The organism is Blautia sp. DFI.1.216 (assembly GCF_020594215.1).
Lineage (GTDB): Bacteria > Bacillota > Clostridia > Lachnospirales > Lachnospiraceae > Blautia_A > Blautia_A wexlerae.
This window is the reverse complement of the sequence record NZ_JAJDML010000074.1, coordinates 1-12,833: the sequence shown is the minus strand read 5'-3', so window position 1 is coordinate 12,833 and position 12,833 is coordinate 1. Positions and strand designations below refer to the sequence as shown.

12 protein-coding genes are annotated in these 12,833 nt (G+C 42.6%); 11 read left to right on the top strand and 1 reads right to left on the bottom strand.

Translation table 11 applies throughout. The features are described 5' to 3' along the window. Positions 1-255: 255 nt before the first annotated feature. The 8 genes from LJE11_RS17545 (at position 256) to LJE11_RS17510 (ending at position 8,303) form a co-directional block, all read left to right on the top strand. Positions 256-1,338 (top strand): 6-phosphofructokinase, encoded by a 1,083-nt coding sequence (locus LJE11_RS17545; RefSeq protein ID WP_055199825.1) that lies wholly within the window; start codon positions 256-258, stop codon positions 1,336-1,338. 169 nt (positions 1,339-1,507) lie between these two features. Further along, positions 1,508-3,127, top strand: coding sequence for a DNA polymerase III subunit gamma/tau (gene dnaX, locus LJE11_RS17540; RefSeq protein WP_118759025.1), 1,620 nt, complete (start codon positions 1,508-1,510; stop codon positions 3,125-3,127). A gap of 215 nt (positions 3,128-3,342) precedes the next feature. Beyond that, complete coding sequence (locus tag LJE11_RS17535) at positions 3,343-3,699, top strand: YbaB/EbfC family nucleoid-associated protein (protein WP_008706923.1); 357 nt, start codon at positions 3,343-3,345, stop codon at positions 3,697-3,699. After that, positions 3,699-4,298, top strand: a complete 600-nt coding sequence (gene recR, locus LJE11_RS17530; protein WP_008706922.1) for a recombination mediator RecR — start codon at positions 3,699-3,701, stop codon at positions 4,296-4,298. Before LJE11_RS17535 ends, recR begins: the two co-directional genes overlap by 1 nt. Before the next feature lie 44 nt (positions 4,299-4,342). Next, the gene (locus tag LJE11_RS17525; protein WP_008706920.1) at positions 4,343-5,440 is read left to right on the top strand and encodes a LacI family DNA-binding transcriptional regulator; all 1,098 of its coding nucleotides are present in this window, start codon (positions 4,343-4,345) and stop codon (positions 5,438-5,440) included. 428 nt (positions 5,441-5,868) lie between these two features. After that, positions 5,869-6,522 carry a fructose-6-phosphate aldolase gene (fsa, locus tag LJE11_RS17520; RefSeq protein WP_008706917.1) on the top strand — a complete coding sequence of 218 codons (654 nt, stop codon included), beginning with the start codon at positions 5,869-5,871 and terminating at the stop codon, positions 6,520-6,522. Between the two features lie 15 nt (positions 6,523-6,537). Beyond that, positions 6,538-7,377, top strand: a complete 840-nt coding sequence (locus LJE11_RS17515) for a transketolase (protein ID WP_008706915.1) — start codon at positions 6,538-6,540, stop codon at positions 7,375-7,377. Further along, the gene (locus tag LJE11_RS17510; protein WP_008706912.1) at positions 7,365-8,303 is read left to right on the top strand and encodes a transketolase family protein; all 939 of its coding nucleotides are present in this window, start codon (positions 7,365-7,367) and stop codon (positions 8,301-8,303) included. The genes LJE11_RS17515 and LJE11_RS17510 overlap by 13 nt, the downstream gene beginning before the upstream one ends. Here LJE11_RS17510 and yyaC read toward each other — a convergent pair. Continuing rightward, positions 8,276-8,830 carry a spore protease YyaC gene (gene yyaC / locus LJE11_RS17505; RefSeq protein ID WP_008706911.1) on the bottom strand — a complete coding sequence of 185 codons (555 nt, stop codon included), beginning with the start codon at positions 8,828-8,830 and terminating at the stop codon, positions 8,276-8,278. The two genes, LJE11_RS17510 and yyaC, sit on opposite strands and share 28 nt — an antisense overlap. Positions 8,831-9,107: 277 nt before the next feature. Between yyaC and LJE11_RS17500 the strand changes: the two genes are divergently transcribed. The 3 genes from LJE11_RS17500 to LJE11_RS17490 all read left to right on the top strand — a co-directional run bounded on the left by LJE11_RS17500 (position 9,108) and on the right by LJE11_RS17490 (position 12,512). Then, complete coding sequence (locus tag LJE11_RS17500; protein WP_022380099.1) at positions 9,108-10,475, top strand: LysM peptidoglycan-binding domain-containing protein; 1,368 nt, start codon at positions 9,108-9,110, stop codon at positions 10,473-10,475. Positions 10,476-10,555: 80 nt separating this feature from the next. Continuing rightward, positions 10,556-11,803: a DUF5711 family protein gene (locus LJE11_RS17495; protein WP_008706907.1), complete on the top strand. Its 1,248-nt coding sequence runs from the start codon at positions 10,556-10,558 to the stop codon at positions 11,801-11,803. A gap of 10 nt (positions 11,804-11,813) precedes the next feature. Next, positions 11,814-12,512 carry a CvpA family protein gene (locus LJE11_RS17490; protein WP_020993249.1) on the top strand — a complete coding sequence of 233 codons (699 nt, stop codon included), beginning with the start codon at positions 11,814-11,816 and terminating at the stop codon, positions 12,510-12,512. The last annotated feature ends 321 nt before the right edge of the window (positions 12,513-12,833 follow it).

Below are 12,833 nucleotides of genomic sequence, written 5' to 3'. Positions count from 1 at the left end.
AGGCAATCTGGAATGAATTTTGGCTATGTTACTGAGAACGGAGTGAACAGTAACAAACGGAGTGAACAGTAACGAACGTAGTGCGTGAATAGTAACTAAAACTTTTCTAACACTATTGTATGAAAACGATAAATATTATATAATAAACAGAAATAAACTATCTTTATTCTGGAAATGGATATGCCAGAGTACACAACATGTCTTGTATGTATGGATATGGATAATTCTTAAAACACAGAAATGGAGGATACGATCATGATTAAAAGAATAGGTATGCTTACCAGCGGCGGTGATTGTCAGGCACTTAACGCTACCATGCGAGGAGTAGTAAAGGGACTGAGCAACAATTTGGATGAACTGGAAGTTTATGGATTTGATGATGGATATAAAGGACTGATCTATGGTAAATACCGTATGCTCACATCCAAAGATTTTTCCGGAATCCTTACACAGGGCGGCACAATCCTCGGAACATCCAGACAGCCATTCAAACTGATGCGTGTTCCGGATGAGAATGGCTTGGACAAGGTTGAAGCAATGAAGCAGACTTATTATAAACTCTGCCTGGACTGCCTTGTGATCCTTGGCGGAAATGGTACACAGAAGACAGCAAACCTTCTGAGAGAAGAAGGACTGAACATTATCCATCTTCCAAAGACTATTGATAATGACATCTATGGCACAGACATGACCTTTGGTTTCCAGAGTGCGGTAAACATTGCCACAAATGCCATTGACTGTATCCATACGACAGCATCTTCACATGGACGTGTATTTATCGTAGAGATCATGGGACACAAGGTAGGAAGTCTGACACTTCATGCAGGTGTTGCAGGCGGTGCGGATATCATCCTGATTCCTGAGATCCCATATGATATCAAAAAAGTTACCGCAGCAATCCAGAAACGCGCCAAAGCAGGCAAGCGTTTCACAATCCTTGCAGTTGCAGAAGGTGCGATTTCCAAAGAAGACGCAGAACTTCCTAAAAAGAAATACAAAGAGAGACTGGAAGCCCGAGCAAAGAAATATCCGTCCGTTTCCTATGAGATTGCTGACCAGATCTACAAAGAGATCGGAAGCGAAGTCCGCGTTACAGTTCCGGGACATACACAGAGAGGCGGAGAACCATGTCCGTATGACCGCGTTCTTTCCACAAGAATCGGTGCAGGTGCAGCGCAGGCGATCATGGATGGTGAATATGGCATCATGATCGGCGTGGTAAACGGCAAAATTAAACGTGTACCTCTTGAAGAGTGTGCAGGTAAGCTTAAGATGGTATCACCGAAAGATCAGCTTGTAGTTGCTGCCAAACAGATTGGTATCAGCTTTGGTGACTGATTAAGTGAAACAGTACTTGACTGACAGATACTTTTTCATATAAGATATGGATGTAAAAAAGACCGCCGCGGGAATTTTTTCCGCGGCGGCTGTGATAATAAGATAGAGATAACTATTTGGCGCGCTGCTGACAGTGGGGGTGCTGAATAGTTACGATAGGAGTTTACTCATGAGTTACACTGCTCTTTACAGAAAGTTCAGACCGGATAATTTCGCGGATGTCAAAGGTCAGGATCACATAGTGACTACTCTGACAAATCAGATTAAGCATAACCGTATCGGCCATGCGTATCTGTTCTGCGGCACCAGAGGAACCGGTAAAACAACAGTAGCCAAAATTCTGGCGAAGGCAGTCAACTGTGAGCATCCCGTAAATGGCAGCCCCTGTAATGAATGTGCCATGTGCAAGGCAATCCAGGCAGGAACTGCAATGAATGTGATCGAGATCGATGCTGCATCCAACAATGGTGTGGATAATATACGTGAGATCAGAGAAGAGGTTTCTTACCGCCCTACAGAAGGTAAATATAAAGTATATATTATTGATGAGGTTCATATGCTTTCCACAGGTGCCTTCAATGCCCTGCTGAAAACACTGGAGGAACCACCGTCTTATGTTATGTTTATCCTGGCAACTACAGAGGCGCACAAGATTCCGATTACGATTTTATCCAGATGCCAGAGATATGATTTCCACAGGATCACCATAGACACTATCGCGGCCAGACTGGATGAACTGCTCAAAGTTGAAGGCGTAGAAGCTGAGGAAAAAGCAGTCCGATATGTAGCGAAAGCGGGAGATGGTTCCATGCGAGATGCGCTCAGCCTTCTCGACCAGTGTATTGCTTTTTATCTTGGACAGGAACTTACCTATGATAAAGTTCTGGAGGTTCTGGGAGCCGTTGACACCGAAGTGTTTAGCAAGCTTTTGCGAAAAGTGATCCGGGGAGATGTGACAGGTTCCATTCATATCCTGGAGGAACTGATCGTAGGAGGCAGGGAACTGAGCCAGTTTGTGGGAGATTTTACCTGGTATATGAGAAATCTTCTTCTCGTTAAGACTTCTGAGAATCCGGAGGAAGCGATCGATGTCTCATCCGACAACATGAAGCTTCTGAAAGAAGAGAGCACCATGCTGGATGTGGAGACGCTGATGCGGTATATCCGTATTTTTTCGGATTTGTCCAACCAGATCCGATATGCAACCCAGAAAAGGGTTCTCGTGGAGATTGCACTGATCAAGTTGTGCCGTCCTGCAATGGAGACTAATCTGGATTCTGTTCTGGACAGACTGCGTGTGCTGGAACAGCGGATGGATGAACGTCCGGTACAGCAGGTGATCGTGCAGCAGGGTTCAGGGAAAATGCCGGCAGAAACCGGAGCAGTTCAGGAACCGGCGGGAAACAAAGCACCGGCGAAAGCTGCACCGGAAGATTTGCAGAAGATCGTGGCAGGCTGGAAAGTGATCACAGGACAGACGACAGGGATGTTCAAGCAGATGCTTCAGAAATCTGTTCCGAAGTATAACAGTGAGACAGGAGAACCTGTTCTTTATGTGGAATTTCAGGATTTTCTGGGGCAGTCCTATGTGGACAATCCGGAAGCGAAGAAAGAGCTTCGGGACATTATCACTGCCCAGACAGGAAAAACAGTAGAGATCCAGATGCTGGTGGCAGATAAGCATCAGCATACAAATCTGGCAAATATCACAGTGGACCAGGCGATAAAGAATAATATCCACATGGATGTTGTGATAGAGGAGGATCCTGATGAGGAAAAAGGAGAATAAATATTGTTACTGTTCACACACCACTATCCCGCGAGGTGTTTTGGCATGAATATGCCAAAATCCCGAGACATACAAGCCAAAATTCCATTGCCGCAGGCAATCTGGAATGAATTTTGGCTACGTTACTGTGAACGGAGTGAACAGTAACTAAATATTCTCCGGACAGGAAAAGGCAGTAAATAATAAGGCAATAAATAGCAAGGAGGACATCACAAATGGCAAAACGTGGAGGATTCCCGGGAATGGGTATGCCGGGAAATATGAATAATCTTATGAAACAGGCGCAGAAAATGCAGCGTCAGATGGAAGAGAATCAGAAAGCTCTGGAAGAGAAAGAATTTACGGCTACTGCAGGAGGCGGAGCTGTAGAGGTAACTATCTCAGGTAAGAGAGAGGTGACAAAAGTAAAGCTTCAGGAGGAAGTTGTAGATCCGGATGACATCGAAATGCTGGAAGATCTCATCGTTGCAGCTACAAACGAAGCGCTTCGCAAAGTGGAAGAAGAATCTACAGCTGTTATGTCTAAACTGACAGGTGGTCTGGGCGGACTTGGCGGAGGTCTTCCATTCTGATGGAATACTACAGTAGTCATATCAATAAGCTGATCGAGCAGCTTTCCCATCTTCCGGGAATCGGTGCGAAATCAGCACAGAGACTGGCATTTCATATCATGAATATGCCAAAGGATCAGGTAGAGCAGCTTACCTCTTCCATTACCGGTGCAAGAGAGAATGTACAGTATTGCAAGTGCTGCTGTACTCTGACAGACAGAGAGATCTGTCCCATCTGCAGCAATGATAAGCGTGATCATTCAGTGATCATGGTGGTAGAGAATACAAGAGATCTTGCAGCTTATGAAAAAACAGGCAAGTTTGATGGCGTTTATCATGTTCTTCATGGCGCAATCTCTCCAATGCTTGGAATCGGGCCGGATGATATCAAACTGAAAGAACTCATGCAGCGTCTGGCAAAGGATGAGGTAAAGGAAGTGATCATTGCTACCAACTCCAGTCTGGAGGGGGAAACAACGGCAATGTATATCAGTAAGCTGATCAAACCTACCGGGATCAAAGTCAGCAGGATTGCAAGCGGAGTTCCGGTAGGAGGAGATCTGGAATATATTGACGAAGTGACTCTTTTACGTGCTCTTGAGGGGCGTGTGGAGCTTTAAGGTTACTGTTCTGACAAAAGATCATCGGAAAAGGAGGCATCACTTTGTCTAAAAAGAAAGCAACTTCTTCTGACGTGGCAAAGAGGGCAGGAGTCTCCCAGGCAACTGTTTCCATGGTCCTGAATAAGAAATATAATGTTTCTTTTTCCAGAGAAACAGTGGAGAAGGTAGAGCAGGCAGCCAGAGAATTAGGCTATCATCTTCCCGGACGAAAGAACAGAAAAGAAAGCCGGAAAGAGAAGCTGATCGTTGTTTTTTGCCCTACGCTTACAAGCCCGTATTATGTATTGCTTCTGCAGGGAATTGAGGCAGTGGCGAACAAACAGGGATATGGTGTCTTTATCTGTAATACACAGAGAGATCCCCGTCTGGAGGAGAAGTATCTGCGCATGATGGGTACAATAGAGCCGCTTGGCATTATCTACTGCTGTAATCCAAATCCGGATTTTCAGCAGCAGGTAGAGGAACTGGCGCAGACAATCCCACTGGTTATCATCAGTAATAAAGAGAAAACTACAACTATAGATGCCATTAATCAGGATAATACAGTTGTGGGAAGGATGATGGCAAGACATCTGCTTGATCTGGGGCACAGAGATGTAGCGTTTATCACTCCGCCCCTGACAAGGAGACAATGGCAGAGAACAAAACGTGTAAATGGTTTTGTGAAAGAGTTTGAGAAAGAAGGCCTGAAGGATCATGTGATCATTAAGGCTGCGGATGAAGCTATCGATATGCAGATCCCACGGATGGATTCGGAATATTCGATGGGTTATGAGCTTACTATGGAGCTTCTGGATGAAGGCAGGGAATTTACAGCTATTGCAGGCCAGAATGATATGATGGCTATTGGTGCGCTGGATGCTCTCCATGAAGCAAGGATTCATGTACCCAAGGATGTATCGGTGATTGGGTGCGATAATATCTTTTATTCGGGAATACGGAAGATCTCTCTTACTACGATCGATCATTTCGTAGCCCTTAAAGGCAGAGATGCCTGTGATATTATACTGCGCAAAATCGATGAGCAGGACCGCTTTCTTACAGATTCTGCTCCTGTCAGTCTCTATAATATTGAATATACCCCCAAGCTGATAGCGAGACGCACTACGGGGTATGTCAGAACCAAAAAAAATAATTAAATACGTCGAATGAAAATTATTAATAATAATTTATCGAAACTGCAGAACAGTTATTTGGTATAGAGCTGTGTGGCGAGGTAGATTGCGAATATCTACCCGGCAGGCATTTTCTGGAAACGTACCAAAATTTCAGGATGTGCGGCTGAAATCCGATATCAGAAATGATTTCTGACGGAGGTTTCCTGCAACAGCAAAGACAGCGAACAGTTACGAAAAGAAATGGTTATAAAACATATTGTATATTGCATGTTGATAACAACGAATATATGCTTTGACTGAAAAATAAAGAATTAATAAGACATGCGATTATTAATAAAGAAATTATTAATAATCTTTTGCCACGCTTGACCTGAATGTAAAGTCTGTTATAATGAAACCATCAGATCAATGAACGATTATGACAAGCAAAAATCAGGAGGGTTAAGAACATGAAATTTTTTATTGACACAGCAAAAGTAGAAGATATTAAGGCAGCTAATGATATGGGTGTAATCTGTGGTGTTACCACAAATCCGTCTCTTATCGCAAAAGAAGGAAGAGATTTCAAGGAAGTAATCAAAGAGATCACATCTATCGTAGACGGACCGATCAGCGGTGAAGTAAAAGCTACTACAACAGATGCAGAAGGAATGATCAAAGAGGGACGTGAGATTGCAGCCATTCATCCGAATATGGTTGTTAAGATTCCTATGACAGTAGAAGGTCTGAAAGCAGTTAAGGTTCTTCATGCAGAAGGAATCAAGACAAACGTTACTCTGATCTTCACTGCTAACCAGGCACTTCTGGCTGCAAGAGCAGGTGCTACTTATGTATCTCCGTTTCTTGGAAGACTGGATGACATTTCTACAAGAGGTGTTGATCTGATCCGCGAGATCGCTGAGATTTTTGAAGTGGCAGGAATCGAGACAGAAATCATCGCAGCAAGCGTAAGAAATCCGATCCATGTAACAGACTGTGCACTTGCAGGTGCTGACATTGCAACTGTTCCGTACAATGTAATCGTACAGATGACAAAACATCCTCTGACAGATGCAGGTATTGAGAAATTCCAGAAAGATTATAAAGCAGTATTCGGCGAATAAGGAGAATTTACCACAATGGAAAAATTAGAACTTCAGAAAATTGCAAACGAAGTCCGTAAAGACATCGTTACTGCATTACATTCTGCAAAAGCAGGACATCCGGGCGGATCTCTGTCTGCAGCAGATGTATTCACTTATTTATATTTTGAAGAAATGAATATTGATCCAAAGGATCCTAAGAAGGCTGATCGTGACCGTTTCGTACTTTCCAAAGGCCACACAGCACCGGGATACTACTCTGCACTTGCAGAAAGAGGCTTTTTCCCAAAAGAAGATCTGAAGACTCTTCGTCATCTGGGTTCCTATTTACAGGGACATCCGGATATGAAACATATCCCGGGTGTTGATATGTCCAGCGGTTCTCTGGGACAGGGAATCTCTGCAGCAGTTGGTATGGCGCTTTCTGCCAAATTAAGCAATGAAAGCTATCGTGTATACACCTTATTAGGCGACGGCGAAATTCAGGAAGGCCAGGTTTGGGAAGCTGCTATGTTTGCAGGCTTCAGAAAACTGGACAATCTTGTAGTGATCGTGGATAATAATGGACTTCAGATCGACGGTAAGGTTGATGAAGTATGTTCTCCATACCCGATTGATAAGAAATTTGAGGCATTTAACTTCCATGTGATTAACGTTGCAGACGGAAATGATATGGATCAGTTAAGAGCTGCTTTTGATGAAGCAAAAGCTACTAAGGGAATGCCTACAGCTATCATTATGAAAACTGTAAAAGGAAAAGGTGTTTCCTTTATGGAAAATCAGGTTGGATGGCATGGAAAAGCTCCGAATGACGAGCAGTATGCACAGGCAATGGAAGAGTTAGAAAAGGCAGGTGAAGCATTATGTCAGAAGTAAAGAAGATCGCAACAAGAGCAAGCTACGGTGCTGCGCTGGTTGAATTAGGTAAGAAACATGAGAACCTGGTCGTTCTGGACGCTGACCTTGCTGCAGCTACTCAGACTGGCGTATTCAAAAAAGAATTTCCGGAGCGTCATATTGACTGTGGTATTGCCGAGTGTAATATGATGGGCATTGCCGCAGGTCTGGCTACTACAGGAAAAGTTCCATTTGCCAGCACATTTGCAATGTTTGCAGCAGGACGTGCTTTTGAGCAGGTTCGTAACTCTATTGCATATCCGAAGATCAATGTAAAAATTGGCGCTACTCATGGCGGAATTTCTGTAGGTGAAGATGGTGCTACCCATCAGTGTTGTGAGGATTTTGCTCTTATGAGAGTAATTCCGGGAATGGTTGTTGCCTGCCCTTCTGATGATATTGAAGCAAAAGCTATGGTAGAAGCAGCTTATGAGCATGTTGGTCCTGTATATATGAGATTTGGACGTCTGGCAGTTCCGGTTATCAATGACAGACCGGACTATAAATTTGAATTAGGCAAAGGTATTGTCCTTCGTGAAGGAAAAGACCTTACGATCATTGCAAACGGTCTCTGCGTAGCTCCTGCTCTTGAAGCTGCAGAGAAGCTTGCGGCAGACGGCGTAGATGCAAAAGTAATCAATATCCATACGATTAAGCCTCTGGATGAAGAACTTGTAGTTGCAGCAGCCAAAGAAACAGGAAAGGTTGTAACTGTAGAAGAGCATTCAGTAATCGGCGGACTTGGCGGAGCAGTATGCGAATGCCTGTCTGAGAAAGCACCTGTACCTGTAAAACGTATCGGTGTAAATGATGTATTCGGAGAATCCGGTCCTGCCACAGCTCTTCTTGAGAAATATGGTCTTGATGCAGAAGGCATCTACAAACAGATCAAAGAATTTGTATAATTTACGATTCCCTGTGTGATGGTATCTGCCAGAGAGATTACCGTAGACAGGCGGGTAGTCTGAAGGGTTAGCTGTTCCAGTACACCTGCAATGTTTACAATCCCTGTGATATGGATATCACCAACAGGAGGAAGTTCTTTCTGAACTGCAGCACCTGGGTAAAGTGCACCATCTGCGATGGTCACATACCCCAGGTGCTTTTTTTGTCCAAGAGAGGCATCCACTGCAATAACCAGACCTTCGGGATGCAGAATTTTGATCTGGCGGGAAATTCTGGAAAGATTTAAAGCATGTACGGGGCTTTTCAGGGTACCGTAAACATAAACGCCATGAGTGTCCGTATTCAGATGTTCAAGTAACTGGTGTCCGATATAGGGACCGAGACAGTCTCCTGTCACGCGGTCACTTCCGATACACAGAAAAACCAGTTCCGACCATCTGCCGGGATATTGAAGAATACATTTATTTAAAAGAAAAGCGATTTCCTCAGCAGAACTGCTTTTCTGTGAGTCCACATAAAATACCATAAAACCTCCCTGATCGTATTATGTACTCGCAGAGTCTCTATTGTACCTGCACAAAAAGATTTCGAGAGCACATTATTGATTATATCTTTTAATTGCTATAGTCCCTTTGCTTCATAACAACAAGCTGCGAAGAGGCTTCTGATAACATCATATCCTTACCGGGATAAAAATATGCACTGTGCAAAATCTGTCGCCAAATTCTGGTAAATTCCTCTTACAATGTGATAAAATCTGCAATTTATCTGTGTTATCCTGATACCCGAAGGGGTGATGAGAGATGATAGAAGTAATCTATAAGGACGAATCTCAGGAAGGACAAAATGGTGAGGAACCGTTTGGATTACCCAGAAATATACGCCAGATCGGCCTGGCAGCCGAAGATTACAGGATTTATATGGAGGACTATGTGTACACATTTCTGGTAAGACTTGCCAGAACGGAAGACTCTCTGGGAGAAGCAAAAACCAGAGTGGCAGTTCTTACAGGAAATCTTAAATGGCGTTCTCAGACAGCTTATCTGTTTATCAAAGGTGCTATTATAGCGGAGGAGATGGAGGCAGCACCTGATCATATCGATTTTTCGGAAAATCAATGGAAGCAGATACAGGAAGCCCAGAAGGAGTACTTCGAAGATCAGGAGATTGTGGGATGGTTCTTTTCACAGCCTCAGCTTCTCCTGAAAGTATCGGAAGTGATGTCAAAAGTACACATGAAACATTTTGGAGGAGAAAAAGTCCTGATGCTTATGGAACCTCAGGAAAGGGAAGATGCTTTCTTCCGTTATGAAAACAATGAAATGGTGCGTCTGGGAGGGTATTATCTTTATTATGAAAAAAATCCCGGTATGCAGACGTACATGATCGACAAAAATGAAGAACTTCAGCCGGAACCTCAGGAAAAATATGAAGATCAGGCTGTGAAAGATTTTCGCAAAATAATTGCAGATAAAAAGGAAACCAGGAAGGAGCCGGCAGCTCCTTCTGTTTTTTCATATGGATTAACTGCATGTCTGGCAATTGCAGTACTGACAGTGGGTGTTAATTTTTACAGAAGTTACCAGAATGTAAAACAGAACGAAAAGGAGAGCGCGACGGTTTCTTCAGTGATCGTTGAGGAGATAACGCCGTCTCCTGTTGTTGGGACTTCGAACAATGAAGCTGTCAGGCAGCATAAACAATACCGGACAGATACTATACAAAATGATGCAGGGAAGAATAAAAAGAATAATGAAGAGAATGATGAAGAGAATAATCAAAGCACCAGTGAAAAAGAAAATTCTGAAAAGAAAAACAATACTTCAGAGAAAAAAATATCAGCAGAGCAGACAGATACAGAACAAAAATCGGACAAAACAGAACAGCTTCCGGATGTAAAGACAGAAAAAGCAGATAAAACCGAACAAATCTACCAGCAGGAAGCAGATGAACGTAAAGCACAGAAACGTGTCAGGGAAGCTGTGCAGAAGGAAAACAGCGAAGCAGCGGGAAAAGCCCATGAGTCATATGTGATTCAGCCCGGCGATACTCTTTTTCAGATAAGTATGGACAGATACGGAAGTATCGAAGCCATAAGTCAGATCTGCAAATTGAATGGGATGTCAGCGGACGAAATCATTTATCCGGGACAAGTAATTGTATTACCTTAGAAAACTGTGCTATAATAAATGGCAAAAACGGAAACCTGATAATCAACAAAATGAAAGTGAGAAATAAGGTAAAGGCTAAAATGGCAAATACATTTAAGAAAATAATAAAAAAACATAAAAAGAAAAAGCTTCAGGCAGAGAGAAACAGAAAAGCGAAAGCTCGGGAGAGAGCTGAAGAGGAATATGCAGATGATTATGAGCGCAGATTGTCCCGCCACAAAAGAAGTGTAGTGAAAAAGACAGTTATTACAGTGGTGGCGATAGCTGCTGCTGTAACGGCTGTGGGATTTTACATAGAGAAGAGAAGTTATCATACTTATAAAGTAGTCCAGACAAGTGAGCAGGAGGATATTGTTTCTACAAATTATGTTGAAATGGACGGAAATATCCTTCGATACAGTCCGGACGGAGTTTCGCTTGTTTCTGATAAGATGAGTACATTATGGAGTGAAACCTATCAGATGCAGAATCCTGTGGCAGATGTCAATGGAACTCGTGCGGTGATTGCGGATAAAGATGGAACAACTTTGGAGATTTATGATAAATCCGGAAAAACAGGCAGTGTAACTACTTCTTACAGTATTGTCAAAGCAAAAGTATCCAAAAGCGGTCTTGTTGCGGCAATCCTGGATGGCGGAGATGATACATGGATTGATTTTTATGGTACAGATGGAAGTCTGATTGCTGAAAATCAGACGAAGATAGATGATCCGGGATATCCCCTTGATATTGCTGTATCTGAAGACGGAGTGATCATGATGGTAACCTATCAGTTCGTAGATGGAAGTGATACGACCAGTTATGTGGCATTTTACAATTTTGGAGATGTAGGACAGAACGAGGATGACAGAATTGTCAGTGGATATAAGTATGAAGGCGTGGTAGTTCCGCAGATCCAGTATCTTGATAATAACCGGTCTGTAGCACTTAAAGATAATGGATTTACAATTTATCATGGAAGCCAGATTCCGAAGGAAGTAAAAACAGTAAAAGTAGATAAAGAAATTGTCAGTACTTTTTATGATAATGATATGATTGGTCTTGTGTTTAAGAATGACAGTAAGGACAAACAGTATACAATGGAAGTTTATACTACAGATGGCAAATTGAAATTCAAAGAAAACTTCAATATTCCATATACGACGATTAAATTAAGCGGTGGAAATATTCTGATGTACAACAGTTCCCAGATGTGTGTAATGAACAGCAGGGGAGTACAGAAATATCTTGGCAGTGTGGATGGAACGATCAAAGATTTCTTCAAAATCGGAATGAACAGATATCTTCTGGTATTGGACAGCGGTGTAGAGATAATAAAACTTAGTTAGGAGGATGAAAATGGCTTTAACGTGGGCCGGAGTCATTACGATACTTTTTCTGGCGGCTGCATGTGTCAGAGGTTATAGGCGGGGACTGATAAAAGAACTGGTTTCGCTTGTATGTGTTTTTCTGTCGATGGCGATCGTGTGGTTTATAAATCCTTATGTAAATGAGTTTATTCGGGAAAATACATCAATTTATGAAAAAGTACAGGAAAGCTGCCGGGAGTTTGTAGGAGAGGAATACAGCACATGGACAGGCAGTGGAGAAAGCCAGACTGAATTTATAAATGAAATGAATCTCCCGGAACTGCTGAGGAATGGACTGGTTCAGAATAATAATTCTGACAGTTACCAGTATTTGGCTGTAACTACATTTTCGGATTATATTGCTCAATATCTGGCGAGAATGGCAGTGAATGGAATTTCTTTCCTGATTTCTCTGCTGATGTCGACGATTATGGTGAGGAGTATCACATGGATGCTGAATCTTGTGACGAGATTACCTGTGTTGCATGGCATGAACAAGGTAGCAGGAGCGTTGCTGGGGGCAGTTAAATTCCTTATAGTAATATGGATTATCTTTCTGGCTCTCACCATTGTGTGCAATACAAAGGTTGGTGAGGCGGCCCTTCAGATCATTAAGAAAGATTGCATCCTGAGTTTCATATATGACAGAGATATCCTGATCAGGATATTTATGAGTATCTTCTATTAAAAAGGTTTGGTATCTGTGGACCGTAGGTATCGGATCCAAATGTCTTCCTGCGCAAATGCGAACGATTTTTGAATAATTGCGCGTCGCATTCTCGTTACTTAGTGATGAGTTAGACGCGCAAATTTTTTACCCAAAGGAAAACATATGTTTACTTTTAGCGCTATATGTGCTAAAATATAGCCATGGGTAGTAGAAAAAACAACAGAATCTGAGAAAAGAGTTATCAGGGAAAAATAAAAATGCAGATAATATCCAGTTATGGTGTGGAATTACGAAAACAGAATATCCCGATCCGCCAGACACTGGAGATCTACCGTTCTG